The 23,966-nt window shown below is 58.5% G+C and carries 19 protein-coding genes and 7 pseudogenes; 15 read left to right on the top strand and 11 right to left on the bottom strand.

Annotated features, from left to right (window positions below; all coding sequences use genetic code 11):
• A pseudogene (locus tag EOB36_RS26295) lies at positions 1-706 on the top strand (IS110 family transposase); the annotation flags it as partial.
• Positions 707-1,081: 375 nt separating this feature from the next.
• On the opposite strand, the gene EOB36_RS26300 reads toward EOB36_RS26295, so the two are convergent.
• Positions 1,082-2,551, bottom strand: coding sequence for a M81 family metallopeptidase (locus tag EOB36_RS26300; RefSeq protein WP_128286034.1), 1,470 nt, complete (start codon positions 2,549-2,551; stop codon positions 1,082-1,084).
• A gap of 180 nt (positions 2,552-2,731) precedes the next feature.
• Here EOB36_RS26300 and EOB36_RS26305 point away from each other — a divergent pair, with 180 nt between their 5' ends.
• Positions 2,732-3,415, top strand: a complete 684-nt coding sequence (locus EOB36_RS26305) for a GntR family transcriptional regulator (protein WP_206637208.1) — start codon at positions 2,732-2,734, stop codon at positions 3,413-3,415.
• Positions 3,416-3,464: 49 nt separating this feature from the next.
• Here EOB36_RS26305 and EOB36_RS26310 read toward each other — a convergent pair whose 3' ends face one another.
• Together EOB36_RS26310 and EOB36_RS26315 are read right to left on the bottom strand one after the other, a co-directional pair.
• Positions 3,465-4,730: an aminotransferase class V-fold PLP-dependent enzyme gene (locus EOB36_RS26310; RefSeq protein WP_128286036.1), complete on the bottom strand. Its 1,266-nt coding sequence runs from the start codon at positions 4,728-4,730 to the stop codon at positions 3,465-3,467.
• Complete coding sequence (locus EOB36_RS26315) at positions 4,727-5,089, bottom strand: hypothetical protein (protein ID WP_128286037.1); 363 nt, start codon at positions 5,087-5,089, stop codon at positions 4,727-4,729. The genes EOB36_RS26310 and EOB36_RS26315 overlap by 4 nt, the downstream gene beginning before the upstream one ends.
• Positions 5,090-5,110: 21 nt before the next feature.
• On the opposite strand from EOB36_RS26315, the pseudogene EOB36_RS26320 reads away from it, so the two are divergent.
• A pseudogene (locus tag EOB36_RS26320) lies at positions 5,111-5,546 on the top strand (transposase); the annotation flags it as partial.
• A 108-nt stretch (positions 5,547-5,654) separates the two neighbouring features.
• Positions 5,655-5,963: pseudogene (locus EOB36_RS26325) on the top strand (ISNCY family transposase); the annotation flags it as partial.
• Here the strand turns inward: EOB36_RS26325 and EOB36_RS26330 are convergent.
• The 4 genes and pseudogenes from EOB36_RS26330 to EOB36_RS34730 all read right to left on the bottom strand — a co-directional run bounded on the left by EOB36_RS26330 (position 5,959) and on the right by EOB36_RS34730 (position 8,748).
• Complete coding sequence (locus EOB36_RS26330) at positions 5,959-6,195, bottom strand: hypothetical protein (RefSeq protein WP_206637210.1); 237 nt, start codon at positions 6,193-6,195, stop codon at positions 5,959-5,961. The pseudogene EOB36_RS26325 and the gene EOB36_RS26330 sit on opposite strands and share 5 nt — an antisense overlap.
• Positions 6,196-6,587: 392 nt before the next feature.
• Positions 6,588-7,793: an aminotransferase class I/II-fold pyridoxal phosphate-dependent enzyme gene (locus EOB36_RS26335; RefSeq protein WP_348631834.1), complete on the bottom strand. Its 1,206-nt coding sequence runs from the start codon at positions 7,791-7,793 to the stop codon at positions 6,588-6,590.
• A 231-nt stretch (positions 7,794-8,024) separates the two neighbouring features.
• Positions 8,025-8,341, bottom strand: a pseudogene (locus EOB36_RS35380) (transposase); the annotation flags it as partial.
• 239 nt (positions 8,342-8,580) lie between these two features.
• Positions 8,581-8,748, bottom strand: a complete 168-nt coding sequence (locus EOB36_RS34730) for a hypothetical protein (protein WP_206637209.1) — start codon at positions 8,746-8,748, stop codon at positions 8,581-8,583.
• 245 nt (positions 8,749-8,993) lie between these two features.
• Between EOB36_RS34730 and EOB36_RS26345 the strand changes: the two genes are divergently transcribed.
• The 3 genes from EOB36_RS26345 (at position 8,994) to EOB36_RS26355 (ending at position 11,372) form a co-directional block, all read left to right on the top strand.
• Positions 8,994-9,374, top strand: a complete 381-nt coding sequence (locus EOB36_RS26345) for a transposase (RefSeq protein WP_164897622.1) — start codon at positions 8,994-8,996, stop codon at positions 9,372-9,374.
• Positions 9,371-9,715, top strand: a complete 345-nt coding sequence (gene tnpB, locus EOB36_RS26350) for an IS66 family insertion sequence element accessory protein TnpB (RefSeq protein ID WP_127404352.1) — start codon at positions 9,371-9,373, stop codon at positions 9,713-9,715. Before EOB36_RS26345 ends, tnpB begins: the two co-directional genes overlap by 4 nt.
• Before the next feature lie 73 nt (positions 9,716-9,788).
• Positions 9,789-11,372, top strand: coding sequence for an IS66 family transposase (locus EOB36_RS26355; protein ID WP_128286041.1), 1,584 nt, complete (start codon positions 9,789-9,791; stop codon positions 11,370-11,372).
• 140 nt (positions 11,373-11,512) lie between these two features.
• Here EOB36_RS26355 and EOB36_RS26360 read toward each other — a convergent pair whose 3' ends face one another.
• On the bottom strand, positions 11,513-11,941 hold the full coding sequence (locus tag EOB36_RS26360) for a recombinase family protein (RefSeq protein WP_245467893.1): 429 nt from the start codon (positions 11,939-11,941) through the stop codon (positions 11,513-11,515).
• Positions 11,942-12,605: 664 nt separating this feature from the next.
• Between EOB36_RS26360 and EOB36_RS26365 the strand changes: the two genes are divergently transcribed.
• From EOB36_RS26365 to EOB36_RS26395, 7 genes are all read left to right on the top strand, one after another.
• The gene (locus EOB36_RS26365; protein WP_128286042.1) at positions 12,606-13,823 is read left to right on the top strand and encodes an acetyl-CoA carboxylase biotin carboxylase subunit family protein; all 1,218 of its coding nucleotides are present in this window, start codon (positions 12,606-12,608) and stop codon (positions 13,821-13,823) included.
• Between the two features lie 411 nt (positions 13,824-14,234).
• A complete protein-coding gene (locus tag EOB36_RS26370; RefSeq protein ID WP_128286048.1) occupies positions 14,235-15,599 on the top strand; it encodes an aspartate aminotransferase family protein in 1,365 nt (454 codons plus the stop codon).
• Positions 15,600-15,706: 107 nt separating this feature from the next.
• Positions 15,707-17,305: an ABC transporter substrate-binding protein gene (locus EOB36_RS26375; protein ID WP_128286043.1), complete on the top strand. Its 1,599-nt coding sequence runs from the start codon at positions 15,707-15,709 to the stop codon at positions 17,303-17,305.
• Positions 17,305-18,246, top strand: coding sequence for an ABC transporter permease (locus tag EOB36_RS26380; RefSeq protein WP_128286049.1), 942 nt, complete (start codon positions 17,305-17,307; stop codon positions 18,244-18,246). Before EOB36_RS26375 ends, EOB36_RS26380 begins: the two co-directional genes overlap by 1 nt.
• A 1-nt stretch (position 18,247) precedes the next feature.
• Entirely contained in the window at positions 18,248-19,129 is an 882-nt protein-coding gene (locus tag EOB36_RS26385) for an ABC transporter permease (RefSeq protein WP_128286044.1), read from the top strand.
• 1 nt (position 19,130) lies between these two features.
• Positions 19,131-20,138: an ABC transporter ATP-binding protein gene (locus EOB36_RS26390; protein WP_128286045.1), complete on the top strand. Its 1,008-nt coding sequence runs from the start codon at positions 19,131-19,133 to the stop codon at positions 20,136-20,138.
• Positions 20,135-21,172, top strand: a complete 1,038-nt coding sequence (locus tag EOB36_RS26395; RefSeq protein WP_128286046.1) for a dipeptide ABC transporter ATP-binding protein — start codon at positions 20,135-20,137, stop codon at positions 21,170-21,172. The genes EOB36_RS26390 and EOB36_RS26395 overlap by 4 nt, the downstream gene beginning before the upstream one ends.
• Before the next feature lie 352 nt (positions 21,173-21,524).
• Here the strand turns inward: EOB36_RS26395 and EOB36_RS26400 are convergent.
• Positions 21,525-21,724 (bottom strand): annotated as a pseudogene (locus tag EOB36_RS26400) (transposase); the annotation flags it as partial.
• Between the two features lie 599 nt (positions 21,725-22,323).
• Between EOB36_RS26400 and EOB36_RS26410 the strand changes: the two are divergent.
• On the top strand, positions 22,324-22,830 hold the full coding sequence (locus tag EOB36_RS26410) for a GNAT family N-acetyltransferase (protein ID WP_128286047.1): 507 nt from the start codon (positions 22,324-22,326) through the stop codon (positions 22,828-22,830).
• Positions 22,831-23,242: 412 nt separating this feature from the next.
• On the opposite strand, the pseudogene EOB36_RS26415 reads toward EOB36_RS26410, so the two are convergent.
• A pseudogene (locus EOB36_RS26415) lies at positions 23,243-23,498 on the bottom strand (transposase); the annotation flags it as partial.
• 340 nt (positions 23,499-23,838) lie between these two features.
• Positions 23,839-23,966: pseudogene (locus EOB36_RS26420) on the bottom strand (IS110 family transposase); the annotation flags it as partial.

The raw sequence follows: 23,966 nt of genomic DNA on the forward strand, positions 1-23,966 counted from the left end.
GGTTCTTTCGCGAGGTGCGCGTCAAAGGCTTCGACAGCATGTTGACCCGCACGCTCGTGGCAGCCCGCACCCGGCTGGTCCGGATCACCGTCGAGCTTTCCAACCAGATCCGAGGGATCATGAAAACGTTGGCTTGCTCGTTCCCGCAGGTAAGGGAACCACGTTCGAGAAGAACGTTCGGGGCCTTCTTGTCGATCACAAGGAACTTGCTCCTATCGTATTACCTATGCTGGAGGCCTGGCGCGGCATTTGCATCCGCGCCGCCGAGCTCGGACGCCAACTGGTTGCGGATGCTCGTCAGAGCCAAGCGTGCCGCGCCCTCATGTCGATCCCCGGTATCGGCGTGATCACCGCGACCTCTTTCGTCACCGCCATTGAGGATCCAAACAACTTCAAGAAGTCCCGCTCTGTCGCCGCCTGGATCGGTCTAACAACGCGCCGATACCAATCGGGAGAAGTCGATTATGACCGCCATATATCCAGGCGCGGGGACCGACATCTGCGGGGACTTCTCTACGGAGCCGCGGCGGTCATCCTGACACGCTGTTCGGCCGAAAGCAGCCTACGCACATGGGGTCTCAAGCTCCGGGAGAGGATCGGCTTCAAAAGAGCCGCCGTGGCCGTGGCGCGCAAATTGGCGGTGATCATGCACACGATGCTCAAGACTGGCGAGCTCTTCAATCCGACTGCAGGAGCCGCAGCGTAAATCCAGATAGCGTTCAGAATCTGAGCACCTGAGGCGTCCCTGCCGGGACGTGAGCCGAGCCATTCCGTTGATGGGGTTGCACTGCTGTCTCAGGAAGTGCGTCGTCCACATTGAAGGCTCGCCCGCGAAGCTCCATCAATGCGGCGGCCGATGTCGACCGCGAAGACAACTTTGCACCCGGCACCGCCGTATCAGCGCGATAGATGCTTGACGCCCAAGCCGCGATTAGACAACCTCATCAAAGGGGATGTTGAATCACCCATGCAGCCCGACGTCACATTACAATCGATTCATCGATCGCGGGACGTGCTCTAGACCGGACGACTCGACAATCGTCGGTCATAGGATAGTCCCATAAATCCACCACGCCGCTTCTCAATGAAAATCATCTAGAGGCCAAATCGGCCTTCGGACATGTTGATAGGGGATGGCGGCATAGTTTGCGGTGCAGCTTTTTCCGCTATCGACGAATACGAGCGCATGGGACAAGGGTTCAAGGTCAGCACGAAAATGATTCATGGCTTTGCAAACAACCAGCTCTTCCTTCTCGAATTCGATCCCGAAGAGTTTGAATTGCTCACGTTCCTCGGTCTGGCTGGCAATTGAAGTTAGAACCACATCCAGTCCTTCGATCGAAACCAGCGCGCTCATCCCCAGTTTACCGAGCGTGTTGCGCATAAACGGACCCTTCCGCAGGTACTCGCCGCGCGTCAGTGCTTTGACATGGCCCGTCACCTTTAGATCGCCATCATGCCCAAGTTCAAGTTTGACGTCTTCATCAAGCCCCGCAGCCTGGCAGGCTCGAACGGCCTCCGGCGCCCAAAGGCTGAAGAAGACAGCATCCCGGGTGCGCCGTTCAAGCATCGCCTTAAGGATCGTCATATCATCTCCGGCCGCTCCACCTCCCGGATTATCGGCATAATCAACCAATACGACTGGTTTCCCGCGACCGGTCAGGCTTTCAGCGATTGTCAACCCTTCATCAACCGAGTGAAACTTGATCGTGCGCTCGGCACGCGTCCGCCACATGTAGTCCGATAACGCATTGCTTTCTTTGTTATACTTATCCGTCGCTTTAAGGCACGTAATTGCAGCGCTGGGACCGATATCAAATACATCACCATACGAGTACCCAGCCTGAACGCTGATGTGCTTTATAGCCGGATTCTCCTTCACTAGGCGTTCAGCAAGATCCAAAATTCGGGGCATTGGTCCGTCTTCGCTTGTCGTCCTTGCACTGTCCAAACCGGCCAACAGCGGAGGTTTGACTAGCCTAACTTGCGTGAGCGGTCCGCCGCTAAGCATCTCATTGAGTAGCCGACAGGCGAACTGCGTCGTTTTGACCTGATCAACATGAGGCGTCGTCCGGTAGGCCACAACAGCATTCGACATATCAGCCATGCGATATGTGACGTTAGCATGAGGGTCCAATGTCACAACAATAGGCACGTTCCAACCGACCACCTGCCGAACCCTTGTCAATATTTCACCTTCGCAATCCTCTATCCGCTCCGAGACCATCGAGCCATGGAGCATCAACAAAATGCCATCACACGGTTCATGCCCACCGAGCGGCTGGAGCAGTATGTCAATCAGCTCTTCGAATGCTGCTTCGGTCAGAGTGCCGCCGGCCCCCCCATCAGCATGAAGGGGTGTAACAAGTTCCCAATCGTGCCGGTCAGCGAAACCAAACAGAGAACCCCAATCGGTTTCAGAACCTCTAAAGTGACGAGCAATATCTGCATTGCGCAGTAAGGCACCATTAGCAAACCGGCGAATTGTTGTTGAGTGCGGGTTAAACGTATTGGTTTCCTGTTGCCATAACGCCGCCACCACTCGCTTCATCACCTCAACTCCCCAAATCTGCGTTAAGCGGTGGTTGAGAATAGCTCTTGCCGATTTGTGATGTCAATGCGGTGAATTTGATATATACATGCCCGCACCCGGGAACTTCAAAACCTCCTGGTTGCAGAAGCACCAAAATAGACGGTATTGGGTGCATTGAAGAAGCTAGAGGATCGGAATTTGACCACGCCAAACTCCGCTGTTTTGAGAGACCAGGTTTACGATCGATTGGGTGAGCTGATTCGTTGCGGGCAGTACTCTCCCGGCGAGAAGATCACCATAAGAAACCTTGCGAAAGACTTTTCAATGAGCCCAACGCCTGTTCGTGAGGGTCTCTATCGCTTGATATCTGAGGGCGTCTTACAAGGTGAGGCGAACAGATCGGCATTGATACCGCTTCTAACGCCTCAGGAGATCGCGGAGCTTAAGGATATCCGTTTGCACATCGAGTGCTTTGCCGCAAAGCGCGCTGCACTAAGGGGCACGCCGGAGATTGCAGGAAGGTTGCGCAAGACATCCGAAAAACTGAAAAAGGCTCGTGCCGCTGGAGATCGTCGTGCGGACATTGCGCTGGTATATCAATTTCAGTTTGAACTATACGCTGCGTGCAGGATGCCCAACCTTATTCGAATAATCAATTCACTTTGGCTGAAAACGGGGCCGTACTTAAATCTGCTTTACCCCCACTATATTTCCTCGATATCAGCTGGTCGCGGCGACTGGCGGGAAAGGATAGCAACGGGGGTTGAGAACAAAGATGCCGCCGCGGTTGCCGAAGAGATCAGACAGGATATCGACCAGGCGCTGACCTACATCGCTAGTATCATTGAGGCTGCCGCAATGTTGAATCAGACACGCAGGTAGCGGTACTATGCCCATTGCTGGGTAACTGTCGCTGAATCCAGAGATTAACCTATCTGGCCCCATAGGTCCCAACAAGTGAACGATCGAAGGAGTTGTCGCCCGCTCTAAGCTGAGCAACGACCTGCCAAAGGTCGGCCAAATAGGCGTCTACCACTTCCCCAAAAGCGAGACTGAGAATACCCAAATTGATCGCAGGTGGATTCGGGGACGGTGCCACAGTATGCCAGCCCTTGGCAGCCAGACCTGCCGCGATATCGGCTACATCAAGCGATTTCGAACCATAACTCATCACCGTAAGCTCAGGCTCGCCATAAACGAATAGCCCCTCAATTGCGGGGATATCCCGCATAAGTTTTTCACGCACCTGCCAGATCTGATCGGCGATCTTACGATACCCTTGATTGCCGAGGAAGCGCATGACCGCCCACGCAGCGGCTATGCTAGCACCAGAGCGCGTGCCGGCGAATGTCGACGTCACATATCGTCCTCGTGACCAGTTGTCGAAGTCAAATACTTGGTACCGCTGGTAACCGGCATCCGAAAAGGCAACAATCGAAGCACCTTTCGGCGCAAAGCCATATTTGTGTAGGTCTGCCGAAATGGACTTCACGCCCTCCACCCGAAAATCCCAAGGGGGGATCGGGTGTCCATTCTGCTCGGCGAAAGGAGAGAAAAAGCCCCCAACGCACGCGTCGGTGTGAAACCATACGTTTCGGGAAGACGCTATAGCAGCAAGTTCCTCAATCTGATCGAAAACTCCGATAGTAAACTGCGGGGCCGAGCCTGCGATTATGATCGTTTGATCGTCCAGAGCTACGTTAAGTGCGTCAATGTCAGTTTTGAAGTCGGCACGCGGCAAGATTCTTACAACGTCCAGCCCCAAATACTTTGCGGCTTTATCGAAAGCCGGGTGCGCGCTGTGAGAAAGCAACATATTTGGTTTGGTGACTTCCGGACGATTGGCTTTTGCCCACTCCCGTGCAGTCTTCATCGCGATAAAGATACTTTCAGTGCCCCCCGATGTAATGCTGGCTGCGCCACCATTCGCGTGAAACAGGGATAGCGCCCACTCCACAACCTCCGACTCGAATTTCTTGATCGATGGAAATGCACTGAGGCCCAACGCATTCGTCGCGTGAAATTTTTCGAGTGCGATTTTACCGACGCGATCAACATCGTCGTTGGCAAAATGCACATAAAAGCCCGGCAAACGCCCTCCTCTCCAATCCACGTCCCCTTGCCTGGCATACTCCATTGACTGCCAAATCGCAGCTTCTTCCAGACCATTTTCCGGGAACGGTGTATGCTTTTTCATCCGGCGTGCTCCTTAGTGATATCATTTGTTGCATAATAATATTTCATTTTCAACAAAGAAATATCACATAGCGTCCGCTCGTGCATCCACCATGGCCGGCCAAGCTTTGCGGGTTGCAGATCTGGAAGACAGGTATGGGCCAGTTCCGCCCTTCGCGGTCTTTGTTGGCCTATCATCGGCGTCCTATAGCTGCCGATATCAGTCACCTCGCGCGCGACTGGCAGATGGTGCTCGACATTCGCGGCGAACTGGACGTTAAGGCCCAGAACCGGCAACGTATCAGGATTCTCTTTGGTCGCGGTATGGTGGTGGGCCCGGACCCATAAAGGGCTTCCATTGATGTGGCTGTCGTAATTCACGGCCTCCGATGGAGGCTATTGATGAGTCGAGACTATTTCTGGCTGACGGGCGCGCAATTCGCGAAGTTGAAGCCGCACCTACCGCCAACACGCGCGGGAAGCCACGGGTGGATCACCTTCGGGTATCAGCGGCATCATCGATGTAATCAAGAGCGGTGTGTTGGTCGATGCGCCTGCGGCATATGGCTCGAGCAAGACGCTCTACAACCGCTTCCAGCGTTGGGCACCAAAGGGGTGTGGAGCGAAATCTTTTCATGCTCTCGCCGATGCGGATGGACCACCGACCCAGCTTCTCATCGATTCTTCGGCCGTGCGTACGCATCGTTGCGCGGCAGGGGAACGCAATCATGCCATCGGTCGATCAGGCGGCCGTACCACCAAGATCCATGGCCTGACCGACGGCTTGTGGCGGCCCGTCCCTATGCTCACCGGCGGCCAGTTTGCCGACTGCAAGGCGGTGAAGTCCTTGGAGTAGAGCTACGATCGTGTCCGCTTCGGCCGAAAGGGCTGCAAACCTTTTGGTAGAATCTGAGTCCGCGGGGCGGTGGCAGCCCGATACCGGGCGAACCCGGCCGACAACGATCGGCTGTTATCGGTGCTGGAGCGTCACATCGGCATCTGGGGCGCGCGCCGCGATAGGCGGCCGACGATGGCGGCTTTGCCAGCCGGTAAAACCTCGCCCAGGCCAAAGCGCTCGGCGTGCGCGACATGGCCTTCCACAGGTGTTGCGGCCTTAAGATCGAAAACATGGTCAAGAGCCGTTGGATCTATCGCAAGCTCAGGAACTTCCGCGCCGGCATCGAGGCTAGCATCTCCTGCCTGAAGCGCGTATGGGTTGGTGCGCTTCACCTGGCGCGGGCTAGACCACTTCAAACCTCTGTTGGCGCTGGCTCCACCACTTCTTTTCGGAATGGGGCGTCACGCACCAGTGGCGCAAAATCGCTTCCCGAACTCATCCTGTTCCAGATCCTGTAGAGATTCTTCCCCAGGTTGGCTTCTAATGCCTCGATCGTCTGCCTGTCCACGCCAGCCGCACCACCATTGGATTTGGCCGCTTTGTAGGCTCCCATCATAAACGGCTTGTCTGGTGCATCTGTCGTTGACATCCTGTTGCCAGTTGTGGAAAATCCGACCGCTTCGCTCCTTCGTCACTACTATGGGTCGATCCGCCCCAAGTTCCTGCATCGGTACTCTCGCCTCACGGTGGAGTGCCGCTTGTGCTTCTCCCTTGGCATCAGAAAGCTGGTTTCTGCATTTCCGCAAACGACGCATCATCGAAGGGTTTGCTTGCGCTCATCTTCCGGATGCCTACCTGCGCCAGATCATGTCCGCGGCTTTGGCCCAACGCAATCCACCATGGCTTTCTACCACAGCAGCTTGGGCCCATTTGAGGCCCGCTCCTGAAAGCCGAGCCCGAGGGGCCTACCCTCATCTCTCACGCAGCTTTTCAGCATGTTGTCAGTTCACCATCCAACCTCCTTCTGCTTGCTGCAGCACACTATGGGCGGGCACTAGCTATGTCTCGGATTGACGCACAAAGCTTGGTGACCTCTTCCAGACTGTGGTCCGCGGTCAGGCATACACGCAAAGCAGCCTTGTCGCGGGGCACCGTCGGATAAAATGCTGCGGCCACATAAAAGCCACGCCGCAATAGCTCTGCCGCCGTATCCACCGCTGCGCGAGACGCACCAATCGGAACCATCCGGATCGGCATTCCGTCACCTGAAGATTGCGTTGGCATTTTCTCGTCAAAACATTGAACGACCTTACTCAGGCGGGCCTGGCGCTCACCCAACTCCGCAGAACGATGAATCTCTGCTGATGCTAAGGCACCTGCAATTCCGGCCAAGTCTGGCCCCATTGAGAATGCATGCGGGACGGCGTAACGCCTTAGCAGTTTCTCCTGCTCTTCCGTCCCAAGCATGAGAACACCGCCAGTCACTCCGAAGCCTTTGCTCAAAGAAGCCGCGATGATTGTGTTTTCGCCTAGATCTGTGATTTGGGATTTGGCATATCCTTGGCCATGCCTTCCGCGGATTGAGATGCCATGCGCATCGTCGATGTAGATGAAAAGCCCATAGCGTTCTTGGAGACGCAAAAGCTCACGGATTGGGGCATTTCCGCCCATTGAATACACACCATCGCATATGTAGGCGACGCACGTGTGTTTCTGACAAATACCCTCCAGTTCCTCAATGTCGTTGTGCCTAATCTGCAGAACCTCTGCATCTTCGGCCATAACAGCCTTGTGGTATGCCAAAGTGGCATGGGCAAATCGGTCGAACACAAGTACCGGCTTGCGTCCTCTGGTGAAAGCCCCGCATGCGAGTAACGGGAGCGCGCTCATGTTCGCCGTTAGAACCAACGAGTATACGATCACCCGAGCATCGAAAAGTTCAGATAAGCTGCATTCGAGATCTCCAGTTAGCGAAAAATTCAATCTCGTGCGTGCACCGGACCACTGTATCGAGCCATATGACGCTAATGCTGCTATCGCAGCGTCCACGATCTTTGGATGGTTATCAAGCCCGAGATAGCTGCCTCTCGCGAATTCTATAACCGATCGTCCTGGCTCGAGCTCCACGTGTCGCTGCTTAAGCGAGCGGGCATATAGTGTCATTATTCCTTTGGAGTACGCATAGTCGAAATCTGATCTCGACTTCTCAATCACGCTTGCAAGATCACGAAATCTCTGCTTGTTCACGTCACTCTCCGTCAAACATGACCATAAGATAATTTGCATCGGCAACCCCTGCCACGAAGCCAATGTGTCCCTTCAAAAGTCGTGCCAACTTTGCAGAAGGGAGGCTGAACTGGATATTCTTCTTGTCTGTCAACCATTTGATCAGGATGTATCAGCAAAGGCAGGCTCCGCTACGTCGTGGACTCGATAGACCTCACAAACGTGTCAGTTGCGGGTTCCGAGGCAATGCGAGAAACTGCCGGTTCTGTTCTTCTTGGGCGGGATCTTGGCCCATGCCCGTTTCTGCGCGGCAAGGCTGCGAATGGAGTCCCTGTCATAGGCGCGCGGTCGGCGAGCAGGGTTGCATCGGGCTGGAGGGCGTCGAGCATGGCGATGGCGGGCTTGCCGTCGTGGGCCTGTCCGGCCGTGCACGAGATCGATCGGCGGCCTTCGGCATCGACAAGCGCATGGATTTTCGTGGTGAGCCCGCCGGGAACGTCCCATGCAACCATCGTCAGCGGCCCCTTTTTGTCCGTGGCTTCGTGCTGATGGACGCGGACACATAATGATCTCGATCTCGGATCGTGGTCGAGTAGCGGGGCACCCCGTAGGGGCGGGCATCACGCCATGAACGCAAAAAGTAACTTCGGTCGGAGGACGGCGCATTACCATTTGACGAGGGCAGTTGGCTGCCGGTCGCAGGCATAGTCGGTTGCTTCGGGATCGAGTGGCGGATCGTGATGATGTCGTCATCCACCAAGACCTCCTTGACCAACCAGCGGACGATTCTCTGGCGGTCGCTGGTTTCCTAAGTCTCTGTCCATTGCCGCGGGCGCTGGAGGAAAGCGGTCAATGTCTCGGCCAATCGCAGGAATGACATGTTGTCGGGGGCCTGATCGCAGATCGCCTGCAGCTCGACTCGCAGTCCCTGTTCGCGGGCCCGCATTTCGGGCATGCGGCGGCGCAGTTCGTCCAAAGCAGGAGATCTTCCTGGTAGGCGGTCAACAGGCAATGGATGCCTTTTCCGACGCGTGTGAGGTCGCCTTCGACCGCCTCCTGCCGTTTCTTCGTCGGCTCGCTGGCACGGGGCATCAAGGAGACGGTCAAGCTCAGCGTAAGCGCCAAGCTGACCCCATCTGGCGCGGTTTGAGGTGATGAGCGAGAGATAGTGACACTGAAGGAGCCGAGGAGCTTGCAGTGTCAATTTCTATGTCTGCGCCTATGCCTGATGATAGGAGCTTCCATGTCCTTGAGGCGGTTGCGAACCGGCTGGACGCAAGTCCGCAGCGTCCGCGGCGGCGCTGGTCGGCGGAAGCGAAGGCACGGCTGGTTGAAGAGTCCCTGAAGCCAGGGGCGAACGTGTCGGCGATCGCGCGCCAGGCTGGACTGGCGAGCTCGCAGCTGTTCGGCTGGCGGCGCAAGGCGATCAAGAGCGGTGCGGTCAGGCGGCAGCGAGATGCGGCTCGGCTCGGCTTTGTCGAGGTCACGCCGACAGCGTCTGCGTCGGTGGAGATCGAGCTGGGTGGCGTGGTCATTCGCGCCGGTGCCGATATCAATGAGGAGCAGCTGGTGCGGATCATCCGGGCGGTTCGCCAGGCATGATCCCGGCCGGCGTGAAGGTGTTGGTCGCCAGTCATCCCGTCGATTTTAGAAAAGGTCCCGACGGCCTTCTGGCACTGGTGCGCGATGCCGGCTCGGATCCGTTCAACGGCGCGCTTTATGTCTTCCGCGCCAAAAGAGCGGACAGGATCAAGATCGTCTGGTGGGACGGCAGCGGCGTGTGTCTTTATGCCAAGCGACTGGACGACGCGAAGTTCTGCTGGCCGCGGATCGGCCACAACCGGGTCCAGCTCAATCATGCTCAGCTCATGGCTCTGGTTGACGGAATGGACTGGAAACGGGTTCGGACGGAGACCGTCAGGCGGCCGCAATCGGCTGGGTAAAACCCTGCGGCATGATGAATCAGGGAGCTGAAAAAGCGGGAAAATTGCCCGCGAATATGCTCTGATTTTGGCCATGTCGGCACCCGAACTCGCGCTCCCGGACGACGTTGACGCGCTCAAGGCGATGGTTGTTGCCATGGCCCAAAAGGCCGCCCTTCTGGAGGAGCGCAACCTCCATCTCGAGTTGGTCAACAAGAGCGCTGATGAGCGGATCGCACGGCTGACCGCGGTGGTGAAGATGCTGGAGAGGGCGCGCTTCGGCAGCCGCTCCGAAAGGTTGCGGACCGGTGCGCTGAGCGAGGAGCAGTATGCGCTGGTCTTCGACGAGATCGAAACCGGCGTGGCGGCCATCGAAGCGCAGATGGAGAAGTCTGCGGGCGGCTCGAAAGCGAAGCGCGCGCCGCGTCCTCGCAAAAGCTTTGCGGCCCATCTCGAACGGGTCGAGGTGGTTATCGAGCCCGAAACGCCTGCTGGCTGCGAAGCGCTGGAAAAGATCCTGATCGGCGAGGACGTCTCCGAACGGCTCGATGTCACCCCGGCGAAGTTCCGGGTGATCGTCACGCGTCGCCCCAAATATGCCTACAAGGGCTGGGACGGCGTTATCCAGGCAGCCGCACCCGCCCGCATCGTCGAAAGCGGCATTCCGACCGAAGCGCTGCTGGCGCAGATCGCCGTGTCGAAATACGCCGATGGCCTCCCGCTCTACCGCCAGGAAGCGATCTATGCTCGCGATCAGGTCGAGATCGACCGGTCACAGATGGCGCAGTGGATGGGCAAGGTCGGCTTCGAGCTCGGGCCGCTCGCCGATTACGCACTGACCCGCATCAAGCAGGGTGAGCGGGTCTTTGCCGATGAGACCACCCTCCCAACGCTGGCCCCAGGATCGGGCAAGGCCAAGACGGCCTACCTCTGGACCTATCTCCGCGATGATCGGCCGTTCGGTGGCAGCGGACCGCCCATCGTCGCCTATCGCTTCGAAGACAGCCGTGCCGGCGAATGCGTCGCCCGCCATCTGGACGGCTATCGCGGCATTCTGCAGGTCGACGGATACGCCGCCTATAACCGGCTGGCCCGATCCGATCGGGGCAATGATGGCGTGCTGCTGGCGGCGTGCTGGTCGCACGTGCGGCGCAAGTTCTACGAACTGCATGCCGCAGGCTCCTCCGTTATCGCCTCGCAGACGGTGGCGCAGATGGCCCCGCTGTGGGCCGCCGAGGAGGCCGTGCGCGGCCAGGACCCGGCAGTACGGATAGCTGCGCGTCAGGAGAAATCCGCCGCCGTCGTTGCCGCTCTCTTTGCGCTGTGGGAAAAGGAGCTGCCGAAACTGTCGGGCAAATCGAAGCCCGCTGAGGCGATCCGCTATGCGCTCGGCCGGCGTGCCGCGCTCGAGTGCTTCCTCGCCGACGGCCGCATCGAAATCGACTCCAACACCGTCGAGCGTGCTATCAGGCCGCAGACAATTACTCGAAAGAACAGCCTCTTCGCTGGCAGCGACGGCGGCGGACGGACATGGGCGACCATCGCCACGCTGCTGACCACCGCCAAGATGAACCAGGTCGATCCGCACGCCTGGCTCACCCAGACCCTCGAGCGTATCGCCAATGGCTGGCCAAACAGCGATATCGAGGCGCTTATGCCTTGGAACTACCAGCGCTGAACGGCATCAGCTAGCCGCTTACAGCTCAGCGGTGATAAGCTCAGGTCCCTCGATCACTCAAAGGACCTCCTGTCTGCCACACGATCTAGCAGATCCTGGCGAATCGGGCGGCTGTCGCAAACGGAACCGCCGAGATGGCGTCAGCCATCCGAACCCCGGCAGCGGTAATAGTGGATTTTGCGGGCCGAGCTACGGCTCGACGTGCGGTAGAACGCGTAGCCGCATCTGCGGCATGACACCAGGCCCTGCACGAGGCTGGGCTCAATGGTGCGCCGCGGCGCCAAACGCTTGTTGTCGGCTAGGCGTTCCGCCGCCAACGCGAAGGTATCTTCGCTGACAAGGGCAGGGACCGGTATCTCGATCCATTCCTCCCGCGGCCGCTCGTGCGCACAGGTCTTTTCGCCGAGAACCGCCCGCCCCGTCAGGCGGAATGGCTTCGTCACGTTTTGCCGCGGCCCGACTTTCGTCTTGTTAAAGCAGGCGGTGCCTTTGTAGGCGGGGTTGCGCAACATGCCCCACACGACCGAACGCTCCCAGCGGGTCACGCGCTTGCGTGTCGGCGGGGCCATTCCCGCAGCAGCCGGGCGATGGCGCCGATGCTCAGAGTACTGAACGAAGGCCGTCAAGCAAATCTACGCCCGTCTCCCGCAGCTCACGGGAGGAAACACCCGCCCAACCAGCGCCTCCAGCGCTGTGAGCTCCTGCTCCCAAGCCAACAACGACCCTGACTACGAAGCGACAGACGCTGGCTCCCTCCATAACCTGTCTAGGGAATCAGAAAATCAAATGATCCGCAACTGTAGTACTGGAACGCCCCTCCGGAAGACTCCTTTTGAACGGGTTTGGGGGCTGTGTGCTCAGTGTGGACATGTTTCAGCTTGTGCTTGATGTAATTGGTTTCGGAAGAGGGGAGGGCGGCCTCTTCATCGGCGCCTCGTCCATGCGCGACGCTCATGCCACGGGCACGATTTACCGGTGACGATCACTGACCGGTCGAACCGACGCGCCTTGAACCTCACAACCCTCAGAAACTCATGGAGGCGCTCCGCGTCCCGGGCCGGCAATCAACCGGTTGCAACAGATCCTTCATGTAAGATTTACAGAATCTTTGCGAGCGCAAATCGCTGACAATGTTACGTTCGCTACAAGGTCCGAGATCAGGGACGGGTGAAAAAGCTTTTGCCGATGCACGCTCGGACCGCCGCACCTCACGCAACGTCGGAGTCAACGGCAATGGCAAGAAGAGCGCTGATCCTGGTTGAAGGCTCAAGGTATAATGGTCCGCTATACGTCCAAGCAGCTCTGCAACTTGGTCTTCATCCAATTGTCCTGTCGGCTAATCCAGCTCAGTACGACTATCTTGGGGCCGAAGGAATTGAGGCAATCCGTGTCGATACAGCCGATCTCGATGCGCTGATCCGCGAATGCTCCCGGCTGCATGCAACCTATGACATCGCTGGCATTACGTCCGTCGGGGACTCGTTCTATGCGACAGTTGGCAAGCTCTGCCGCCATTTCGATCTTCTGGGACCAAACCCCACATCCATTGAACGATGCTGCAATAAATTCACTCAACGTCAGCTTCTCGCAGAGGCGGGCGTTCCAATACCTGATTATCGCTTGGCAGCGGATGCGGTGGACATAGAAAGCTCTGCCGATGAAATCGGGCTGCCGGTGATTCTAAAACCAGCCGTAGGTGCCGGCAGCAGAGGTGTCCGATTGTGCCGCAACCTCGATGAGTTAGCCCAACATACGACCTATCTGTTGGGCGGGCAGCACATATGGCAGTCCCCGCCGAGGATACTGGTCGAAGAATTCGCACAAGGCCCCCTTTATTGGGTCGACATAATGGGAGATCAGATCGTTGGAATTGGCACCGCTGACTTCGGCCCCTTACCGCACTTCGTCGGTCGGCAGTGCACCTTTCCGGCCTTGCTGACTGATGACGAGCATGAGCGTATCGCCGATGTTTCGCTGAGCTGTTTGCGAGCTCTCGGGCTTGGCTGGGGGCCAACGGGCATTGAAGTCCGGTGGACGACGCGTGGCCCAGTCGTCATTGAGGTCAATCCGCGGCTTCATGGTACGCCCACTCCCCAACTGACTCAGCTGGCTTACGGCATTGATCTCGTCACCGAGCACATCAAGCTTGTCATCGGCGACAAATGGGATTTGCGTAGAAGGCATTCGCAGACTGCGGCCGCGCGGTTCCTCGTTCCTGATCGTGATGGCACCCTTGATTGGATCGGAGGAGACAGTCAGGCGGTTGCCATACCCGGTGTAGCCGAAGTCAAATTCTATGTTGAAGCCAAGACGCCAATCGTCAGGAAAGGCGATCTCCAAGACTGGATCGGGTATGTCATCGCCGCTTCCCCCAGCCGTGCTCAGACAGAGGCGATACTTCAGCATGCCGTCGACATAATCGAGTGGTCGATTAGACCATTTTCGAGCTGACTTAAACCCTAATCTCCTTCGGGGCTGAGGGAGAGTCTTGTGACGCTCCGATACCATTCTTTTGACCCCTGTTGGGTATCTGCCCGATCCTCCACTTTTCGGCGGCATCGGTATCGACAGCGCGGTAGATCTCTTTGAGTGCGCTGGCGAGGCTCTTGCTCTCCAGGACACGAATTGCACAGAGTCTGTCTGAATAGCCCTCTTGACATATCATAAGAACTTGTTTGTGATATCAAAGCTATCAGAAGGGTATGGCGATACGTTCCAATTTTGAGGGCAGGGCAAGTGTTACGACATCAGACGGGTGAGGAAGTGGTCGATCGACCGACCGGGCAGACAGTCTCGATTCTTTTGCGACAAAACAAATGACAAGCGACACTTTTCGGGAGATCTGATGTGCCAAACAAATTCATGACGGGCCCCAACGTTGCCTTGCCCGGTCCACAATCGAACAAATTGTTTGCCCGGGCGCGTGCGGTTTTTCCGGATGGCACCACCCGCGCTACAGTCGAACGCGATCCGATACCGCGCTACATATTGAAGGGTGACGGCGCCTATCTGATTGACGTTGACGGACAACGTTTTCTGGATCTCAATAACAATTTCACCACGCTTATTCACGGGCATGGTTTTCGCCCGGCACTTGATGCGGTGGCGCGTCTCCTTCGCGACGGTACTTGCTTTTCCAATCCGACTGCTCATGAGATCGGCTTGGCAGAACTGCTGGTTGACCGCATTCCGGCGATTGAACAAATTCGCTTCGTCAACACCGGCACCGAGGCGGTGATGTTCGCCATCAAGGCGGCGCGCGCGTTCACCGGACGCCCGAGCATTGCCAAGATCGAAGGCGCCTATCACGGCTCCTATGACTGGGCCGAGGCGGACCAGGGAGGTACGCCCTCAACATGGGGATCGCCGGATGCGCCTGTCGCCGTGCCGGCCTATGCAGGCACACCGGCATCGGTTGCTGATGAGGTCGTCATTCTTCGGTTCAATGATGCCGACGGTGCGCGCCGCAGGATCACAGCTGCCGCCGATCGCCTAGCCTGCATCCTGCTCGACCCAATGCCGAGCCGCGGTGGCCTTATCCCGCCTGATCCTGACTTCATCGCCGCTGTCGTCGAAACCGCCCGCTCCTATGGCATTCTCGTCGTCTGCGACGAAGTGCTTAACCTTCGCCAAAGCTTTCGCGGCGCCTCCGCACGCTATGGGATCGAGCCTGACCTGATTGCCGCCGGCAAGATTATCGGTGGCGGATTTCCGATCGGTGCCATTGGCGGATCGCGCCGCGTCATGAGCGTCTTCGACGGATCGGCCGGACGGGCCAAAGTGGCGCAAGGTGGCACCTTCTCGGCAAATCCTATCTCAATGGTCGCCGGTCGCGTCAGTATGGAAGCCATGACGGAAGCGGCTTTCGCTCGCCTGGAGGAAATGGGGAATCGCCTCCGCACTGCACTCGCCGCCGCCATCAGCCGCCATCAGGCCCCCTATGTCATTAGCGGCGCAGCGTCGCTCTTTCGCATCCACCCGAAACATACGCTTCCGCGCGACTATCGCGAAGCCTACCCGTCGACCGATGAGGCAGGCGCGTTGAAAGCAATAAGCCGTTTCTTCCGCAGTGAGGGTATCGTTCTGCATGCCGACACTTCGGCCTCGCTATCGACGGCAATGTCCGACGCCGACATCGACAAGATAGAAGACGTCTTCGAACGGTTCCTGGCGACAGCGCCTGCTTCGCGAGGAGGCCTGCTGAGGGCCTGTGAGGACCAGGATTGAAGCAAGCCGACGGCGGGCTGGCTCCCGAGTAGGACTCCCGGACTTCCGACTGTGATCAGCGCATTCGTAATGCCGGAAGCACCCGGCCAAAAGAGGAGGAACAGAACATGACAATCTCTAGACGTTACCTGATCAAAGCAGGCTTGGCCGCCGGAACGGCGTTATCAATGCCATCGATCGTTCGGGCACAGACATCGCCGGATGACGCTCGGACGGTCCGTATGGTGATGTCGGACATTACGGTCTTTGATCCGATTCTATCGACGGCTGACATCACCCGCATGCATGGTTTTGCGATTTACGACACGCTGTTCGCCCTCGATTCCAAAGGGGTGCCGCAGCCGCAAATGGTGGACAAGTGGGCCGTTTCCGACGACAAGAAGACATACACGTTCCAACTCCGCGACGGCCTAACCTTCCATGATGGCAGCCCAGTCACCGCAGCGGACTGTGTGGCCTCGATACGACGCTGGGGCCAGGTGGACGCTGGTGGAAAACTGATCATGGCCAGGGCCAAGGATATCTCGGAAAAGGACGAGAAGACCTTCGCGATCGCTCTTAAGGAGCCATTGGGGGTCCTAGTTGACGCGATGGCTGCGGCAGTCATTTTCCTACCTATCATGCGGAAGAAAGACGCAGGTCGTCCGGCAACCGAGCAGGTGACGTCGAATATCGGATCGGGGCCGTTTAAGTTCAATGAGGCTCTTGCCAAGCCAGGCGCGAGCTTCACTTACGACCGCAATGAAAATTATGTACCACGCCAGGAACCGGCCGACGGGTTCGCCGGCGGAAAGATCGTCAAGGTCGATCGAGCGGTCTGGCAAGTTATATCGGATCAACAGACTGCTTTAGCCGCCTTGCAGGCAGGTGAGGTTGATTTCGTCCTGGCTCCGCCCGCCGATCTTTACCCGGTGATCGAAAGCGATCCTAATCTCGAACTCCAGGTTCTAAGTAAGGGGGGCAGTACGTTGGCCGTGCGCATGAATTTTCTGCAGCCGCCGTTCGACAATGTGAAGGCGCGCCAGGCGATGCTTCACCTGATCGACCAGGAGGCCTTCATGCGTGTCATGTTCCCGGACCCAAGATACACCCAAACCGTGTCGTCAATATTTGGAAACGATACACCCTATTCCAACGACGAAAATACCGGTTGGTTCAAGAAGGGCGGCGACCCAGATAAGGCCAAGCAGCTTTTTCAGGAAGCCGGCTATGCCGGGGAGAAAATCATCATCCTTGAACCCACGGACTGGCCGGAGGCCAGCAATGCCTCGCAGCTTCTGGCGGACACGCTGCGCAAGATTGGGTGCAACGTCGAGCTTGCATCGATGAGTTGGAGTGAGCTTGCCACGCGCCGAGCGAACAAGGGCCCCATCGAACATGGGGGCTGGAACATCTTCATCTCTGACTACAGTGTCTCCAATCCGATCAGCTCTGCCTTCTTGCTCGCAAATGGCGACCAGGCCTGGTTCGGCTGGCCGAAGAACGATGAATACGAGGCTCTTCGGGCCAAATGGCCAGATGTCGATACGCAAGAGCGCCAGGTACTAGCCCGTAAAATGCAAGGGCTTTGGTGGGACTTCGTCGGCAGCGTTCTGCTGGGGCGCGCTGTGCAGCCCACTGCCCACCGAAAGGCGCTTACCGGCCTCCTCGAGGTCCCCGGGGCGTACGGATTCCCGATGTGGAACATGCAGAAAGCCTCCGCCTAATGGCGGTATACATCCTCCGCAGATTGTTTTCGGCCATCGCCGTCATGGCGGTGGTCGGGATCTTTGTCTTCCTGCTTCTCAGGCTGGCGCCCGGCGACCCCGCCGCGATCATCGCCGGCAGGTCGGCCACGGCGGAGGTGATAGCCGGCATCCGGGAGCAGCTGGGCCTGGACGATCCTATGCCGGTTCAGTTCATACGTTGGGTGCGGGACATGCTCGGCGGCGATTTCGGCACCTCGATTTTCACTGGGCGACCGGTTCTCCAACTGATATCGCAGCGGCTTGAACCGACCCTTTCCCTGTCGATCCTGACGATGATCCTTTCGGTGACGGTGGGGGTCTCTTTCGGTATCCTTGCCGCGTGGCGAACTGGCGGGCTCGTCGACCGCCTCCTCGCGGTGTTTTCGGCACTTGGTTATTCCGTTCCGGTCTTTGTCATCGGCTATTTCTTCATATACTTTTTCGCCATCAGGACACACTGGCTGCCGGTCCAGGGGTATGCCCCGATCGGTGAGGGTCTCGGGCCTTGGTTTGTGCACCTGATCCTTCCCACCGTGGCTTTGGGTCTTGGCTTCATTGCATTCATCGCTCGGGTCACGCGGGCGAGCATGCTCGAGGTCCTGTCGGAAGACTATATACGAACAGCCGCCGCTAAGGGCGCTTCGTCCTATGCCATGCTTTTTCATCACGCCTTGAAGAATGCCGGGGTGCCGATCCTGACCGTCATCGGCATCAGCTTCGCCTACCTGATCGGCGGAGTGGTTCTCACGGAAACGGTGTTCAACATACCCGGTATCGGTCGTCTGGTCGTGGATGCGATCAACAATCGCGACTATCCGATCATTCAGAGCGTGCTCATCCTGACTTCGGGTCTGTACGTCCTTATCAACCTCGCGGTCGACCTGGCCTATACTCTGATCGATCCCCGGATCCGGTATTGATATGACGCTCATCTCCGCACCAGTTGAAGCCGTGCCGATGGGTCGGCTGCAGCTATCCGATCTTCCCCGTCTGGCAAGGCGGCATCCGCTCGTCATTGCAGGCGGCGGCCTGTTGGCGCTTCTGATCATCCTGGCGCTCGCTGCCCCGCTTTACGCGGGCGACCCAGTGAACATGGATCCATTCAAGCGCCTCCAGCAGCCTTCCGCAGAAATGTGGTTCGGCAGCGACAATCTGGGCCGGGACGTCTTTGCGCGAACGATCTTCGGCGCCCGGATCTCTCTCATGGTCGGATTGATGTCGGCGGCGTGCGCGGCTCTTGCCGGGCTTCTGATCGGCATCATCGCCGGCTACAGCCGCAGCTTCGACAACGTCGTCATGCGGATCATGGACGGCCTGATGTCGATCCCGACGATTCTGCTGGCGATTGCGCTCATTTCTCTGACAGGACCGGGAATCGGCATCCTCATCGTCGCCATCGCGACCCCCGAAACGCCAGCCGTCGCGCGGCTGGTTCGTTCGGTGGTTCTGGGTGTTCGGGAGCGTCCCTATGTGGAAGCCGCGCTCTGCGGCGGGGCGCGCCTGCCGAAGGTGCTGTGGCGACACATCCTGCCGAGCACCGTTCCGGCCCTGATGGTCCAGGGCGCTAACGTCTGCGCCAGCGCTATCCTGACGGAGGCGGGGCTGAGTTTCCTCGGCGTGGGCGTGCCGCCCGAGATTCCGAGCTGGGGCAACATGATCGCCAGTTCGCGGCTGTATCTCGCCATCGCCCCATTGACGATCTTCGCCCCCGGCATCTGCCTTGCCGTCACAGTCCTTGCCGTCAATCTTCTCGGCGACGGCCTGCGCGATATGTTCGATCCCCGCTCAAAGCGGAGACGCTGACATGCTGGTGCGAGAATCTGCAGAGGATGATGTGCTTCTCGACGTTCGCGACCTTGAGACGCACTTTTACGGCGAGGAGAGCGTGACCCGCGCCTTGGGCGGCATCAGCTTTCAGGTGAAAAAAGGCGAGACGCTCGGCGTCGTTGGTGAGTCGGGATGCGGAAAGAGCGTCACTGCCCTCTCGATCCTTCGCCTGCTGCCGAAGGTAAGCGCCAGGACTGTAGGTGGCGAGGTCCGCTTTCACGGACGCGACATCCTTGAGCTGTCCGATCGGGAGATGCGAAAGATCCGCGGCGACCAGATCGCCATGATCTTCCAGGAGCCGATGACGAGCCTGAACCCCGTCTATACGGTCGGCCACCAGATCGCCGAGGCGGTGCAGATCCACACCAAGGCTCCCCGCTCGGCGGCCATGAAAAAAGCAGAGGAGATGCTCCGTCTCGTCCGCATCGCGGACCCCGAGCGCCGCGTCAACAACTACCCCCACGAAATGTCGGGCGGTATGCGCCAGCGCGCCATGATCGCCATGGCTCTTGCCTGCTCACCGGAACTGTTGATCGCCGATGAGCCAACCACCGCGCTTGACGTTACAATCCAGGCGCAGATCCTTCGGCTCATCGTCGATCTGAAGGAGCGAACGGGAACGGCCGTGATGTTCATCACGCATGACCTGGGGGTTGTGGCCGAGACATGCCAACGCGTGATCGTCATGTACGCTGGCCGGATCGTCGAACAAGCGAACGTCATAGATTTGTTTGCGCGACCGGCGCATCCCTACACCCAGGGTCTCATGCGATCGGTGCCTGATCCGCGGCGCGGCCGCCAGCGCCGTCTGCCAGAAATTCCAGGCATTGTGCCGAGCCTGCGCGAGCCCATTGTCGGCTGCAGCTTCGCGCCTCGCTGCCCGTTCGCGATCGACATTTGCCGCGAGAAGACCCCCATCCTACGTGATGTTAGGACTGGCCACGCCGCAGCTTGCTGGCGCGCCGAAGAGGTGATGGGCGCATGAGTGGTCCTTTGCTGCAAGTCGAGAATCTGACCAAGCATTATCCGCTTGGCTCGGGAATCTTCAAGAAAAGCATTCCAGTGATCCGGGCGGTGGAGGATGTATCCTTCTCTGTCGGAGCGGCCGAGACACTCTGCATCGTCGGCGAATCCGGCTGCGGCAAGTCCACCGTCGCGCGGCTCTTGATGCGGCTTGTAGAGCCGACGGGTGGGCGCGTGCTGATCGACGGGACCGACATTGCGGGCCTCAAGAAGCAAGCGCTCCACGCGTTTCGCCGTCGGATGCAGATGGTCTTTCAGGATCCCTACTCCTCGCTCAACCCGCGCCTTACTGCCGGGCAAATTATTACGGAGCCTGTCGAGAACTTTGAGCGCCTCAGCCGGAAGCAGCGCCAGGCACTCGCCGCGGAGCTTCTCCGAAAAGTCGGAATGTCGCCCGAAATGATGCACAGGCTCCCTTCCGAATTGTCGGGCGGTCAGCGCCAGCGGCTCGGCATTGCACGCGCCCTGTCGCTCAACCCCTCGCTCATCATCGCCGACGAGGCGGTGTCAGCCCTCGACGTCTCCGTGCAGGCACAGATTTTGAACCTGCTTCTGGATCTCCAGCAGCAGATGGGCATAGCCTTCGTCTTCATCTCGCATGACCTTGGCGTCGTGGAGCATATCGGCCATCGCGTCGCTGTCATGTATTTGGGGCGGATAGTGGAGCTTGCGCCCTGCGAGGCGCTCTTCGCCAAGCCGGTCCATCCCTATACCGAGGCGCTGATCGCGGCAGCCCCGGTCCCGGATCCAACGCGGGTTCGGCTGGAGGCGCCGGTCGAAGGCGAGGTGCCAAGCCCCATCAACCCGCCGAGCGGGTGCGCGTTCCACCCGCGTTGCCCGCTGGCGGTCGAACATTGCCGTATCGAAGTGCCGCCTTTGGCGCCAATGGCCGACGGACGGGTCGTGGCCTGTCATGTGCGCGCTCCGGCAACAGAGATCCCGGAAGAGCCGGCTGTGGCGGCCAAATCTGCGCCTGTCGCAAATTCCTGTGCTTAACGGCGTTAATGACGTTAAACGCCCGCTGGGTGGGACCCTTCGCAATCCTGCTTGGCACGACGGCAAAACTTAATGGCGTTGATCTACAGATCTGGCTCACCGATCGGCTGGAACAGATTATCTCCAGAGAAGTGACAGTCGATCGGCTGGAACTACTGTTCCCCTGCATTGGACGGCGGCAAGCGGGAAGGTCATCCCTGTCGCGTTGTATTTAAAGGAGTTCTGCCTCAATTCGTGTGGCGCGATCATCCTATGAGTTCAACGCTTGAAAAGGATGATTATGCACTCGAAGAAGCATTGGGCTCCGGTAGTGTGCTGAGAGTTCTGCAAAAAGGGGCGGCCATGGTGCTGGTCATGCGGCTTGGCGCAGAGCGAGCTTCTTGTGCTCGCGCGGTCGTCCATGTTGATGTAGCGGTTGGCCTCCATCCAGTTTTCGTTGGTCTCGACGGCCAACGCCCTGACCAGGCGCAGGCAGCTTTCGGCGTGTGGGAAGATACGCACGACATAGGTGCGCCGGCGGATTTCCTCGTTGAGACGTTCGAGCATGTTGGTAACCGGTATGATCGTGACGGTGCCATCTGGTCCCCGCTGGAGATGCGAGATTTTCGGCGTATGGTGCGACCATCCGGGACAGGGGCACCGGGAGCACGCCAAGTGCGGGCAGGCCGATCAATTCGATGAGCTGCGAGCTCGCGTTAGTAGCTGGCCGCCCCTGCGACCTGCCCGGTTGCGCCGAGAGCGCGGATCCGTAGGTGTCGCGTCGCCCGCCGGCTCCCGACCGTCTGAGGAGAGGAGCCATGAGACGTGTGATTGGAATGGACATCCACCGCACCTTTGCGGAGGTGGTGTTTTGGGAAGACGGCCGGCTGCGCCACCACGGACGGTCGACATGACCCGCTCCGGTTTGGAAGGGTTCGGCCGCAGCCCGGTCGCAACTTCGGGTTTGTCATGTCCGCAGCACAGGCTTTGTTCCCAATCATTGTTTTGCTTCGGGCTAAATAGCTGAAAAGAAGCCATAAAATTTCTTCGTTGGTCCGATCAGCCAAATTGGCGCGGGTTTTGAAACGCTTCGGTGTGGGGCGGCGGGAGCCGCCGACCGGTATTCATGTCGCGGGTAGCCGCAAAGGATTGAACGAAGGACGAAATTTCGAATGAATCTGGAAACAGAACGTTTATTCATGCGCCCAATACGTCCTTGGGACGCCGACGCCCTCCATCGCCTGCACTGTGATCCGCTAGTAGTCGAATTGACGATGGAGGGAATTCCGCCAACGCGGGAAATGTCTGATGCGCGGCTGTCCCGCTATCTTCATGAGTGGGAAACCTACGGGTATGGATTCTGGATGGTCTATGAACGAGAGGACAATGGCGACTTGCGCTTCGTGGGGCGGTCCGGGCTGCTCCGCTTCGATGACAACGCCATTGAAACCGGAACCTGCTTGTTCGGAGCCCGGTGCGGCCAGGGGATTGGGCCGGAAAGCGCTAAGCCAGTCATCGAATTCGCCTTCGCAACCCAACCTATCGATCGGTTGGTTTCTTTCATACGCCCGACGAATATACGGTCTCTCAGAGCGAGAGCTCGACTGGGCTTTACCTGCCTTGGGCCGGTTGTCCTTGATGGAACAAACTATCAGGTGTTGGAGTTGCGCCGTCCGTGATGCTCAGCAAACCGCTGCGCCTACCGGGGCAAAGTTGTCCGGGTCAGGTCGCAAGGTCAAATGTCGTGTCTTGATCCCCCAAGATGCTTGACAGGAAGCATTATAAAGGCCGTACCCAACGCGGACGTTCGCTGCGCGATGATCACTAACAGTGCAGGCCAACAGGCCAGGATTGCGGAGCAAACCCGAGAACGGCTGCGTTTGCCACCCTGTGCTGTTTTCGAAAACCGCTTTGCGGGGATTGATCGGTAGAAGCCGCCTTGCGCGTAGGCGGCGGCGCCGGTCGCGGGATCGCGAACATGAACATGGACGATCGCTGCGCCAGCGCGCGGCTTCAATCGCCGAGTCGGCGATTTCCCTGGGGAGTCACTGTTTATCTGTCGCCTCTGTAGCTAACTAGAGCACGTACGGTTTAATCCGGGTCATAGCCTGCGGCCTGAAGTAGTTCTGGCATTCGGCTGGGGTGAAAGAAGTCAACGAGCGATCCGACGGCGTTCCACAGGGCTGTGATTGTCCTGTCGGCTTTGGCTCGCATAAGAGCCTTGAGTTTTGAGAATGCGTTTTCGATCGGATTGAAATCGGGGCTGTAGGGCGGCAGGAACATTGAGCCTCGCGCCGGTCGTCTCGATCGCCTCTCGCACGACGGCCGCCGTGTGGGCAGGCAGGTTGATGGGGTTGTCTAATCGCGGCTGGGCGTCAAGCATCTATCGCGCTGATACGGCGGTGCCGGGTGCAAGGTTGTCTTCGCGGTCGACATCGGCCGCCGCATGATGGAGCTTCGCGGGCGAGCCTTCAATGTGGACGACGCACTTTGCTGAGACAGCAGTGCAACCCCATCAACGGAATGGCTCGGCTCACGTCCCGGCAGGGACGCCTCAGGCGCTCAGATTCTGAACGCTATCTGGATTTACGCTGCGGCTCCTTTAGTCGGATTGAAGAGCTCGCCAGTCTTGAGCATCGTGTGCATGATCACCGCCAATTTGCGCGCCACGGGAACGAGCAAGCCAAGGTTTTCATGATCCCTCGGATCTGGTTGGAAAGCTCGACGGTGATCCGGACCAGCCGGGTGCGGGCTGCCACGAGCGTGCGGGTCAACATGCTGTCGAAGCCTTTGACGCGCACCTCGCGAAAGAACC

The sequence above is a fragment of the Mesorhizobium sp. M6A.T.Cr.TU.017.01.1.1 genome (assembly GCF_004023115.1).
GTDB lineage: Bacteria > Pseudomonadota > Alphaproteobacteria > Rhizobiales > Rhizobiaceae > Mesorhizobium > Mesorhizobium mediterraneum.

What these genes read in the sequence shown, in the direction of transcription:
- EOB36_RS26360 (WP_245467893.1), bottom strand. Translation starts at nt 11,941, where the DNA reads ATGGCCCCGCCGACACGCAAGCGCGTGACCCGCTGGGAGCGTTCGGTC.
- EOB36_RS26390 (WP_128286045.1), top strand. Translation starts at nt 19,131, where the DNA reads ATGCTGGTGCGAGAATCTGCAGAGGATGATGTGCTTCTCGACGTTCGC.
- EOB36_RS26395 (WP_128286046.1), top strand. Translation starts at nt 20,135, where the DNA reads ATGAGTGGTCCTTTGCTGCAAGTCGAGAATCTGACCAAGCATTATCCG.
- EOB36_RS26370 (WP_128286048.1), top strand. Translation starts at nt 14,235, where the DNA reads ATGACGGGCCCCAACGTTGCCTTGCCCGGTCCACAATCGAACAAATTG.
- EOB36_RS26310 (WP_128286036.1), bottom strand. Translation starts at nt 4,730, where the DNA reads ATGAAAAAGCATACACCGTTCCCGGAAAATGGTCTGGAAGAAGCTGCG.
- EOB36_RS26300 (WP_128286034.1), bottom strand. Translation starts at nt 2,551, where the DNA reads ATGAAGCGAGTGGTGGCGGCGTTATGGCAACAGGAAACCAATACGTTT.
- EOB36_RS26330 (WP_206637210.1), bottom strand. Translation starts at nt 6,195, where the DNA reads ATGTCAACGACAGATGCACCAGACAAGCCGTTTATGATGGGAGCCTAC.
- EOB36_RS26385 (WP_128286044.1), top strand. Translation starts at nt 18,248, where the DNA reads ATGACGCTCATCTCCGCACCAGTTGAAGCCGTGCCGATGGGTCGGCTG.
- tnpB (WP_127404352.1), top strand. Translation starts at nt 9,371, where the DNA reads ATGATCCCGGCCGGCGTGAAGGTGTTGGTCGCCAGTCATCCCGTCGAT.
- EOB36_RS26410 (WP_128286047.1), top strand. Translation starts at nt 22,324, where the DNA reads ATGAATCTGGAAACAGAACGTTTATTCATGCGCCCAATACGTCCTTGG.
- EOB36_RS26380 (WP_128286049.1), top strand. Translation starts at nt 17,305, where the DNA reads ATGGCGGTATACATCCTCCGCAGATTGTTTTCGGCCATCGCCGTCATG.
- EOB36_RS26375 (WP_128286043.1), top strand. Translation starts at nt 15,707, where the DNA reads ATGACAATCTCTAGACGTTACCTGATCAAAGCAGGCTTGGCCGCCGGA.
- EOB36_RS26365 (WP_128286042.1), top strand. Translation starts at nt 12,606, where the DNA reads ATGGCAAGAAGAGCGCTGATCCTGGTTGAAGGCTCAAGGTATAATGGT.
- EOB36_RS26355 (WP_128286041.1), top strand. Translation starts at nt 9,789, where the DNA reads ATGTCGGCACCCGAACTCGCGCTCCCGGACGACGTTGACGCGCTCAAG.
- EOB36_RS26345 (WP_164897622.1), top strand. Translation starts at nt 8,994, where the DNA reads ATGCCTGATGATAGGAGCTTCCATGTCCTTGAGGCGGTTGCGAACCGG.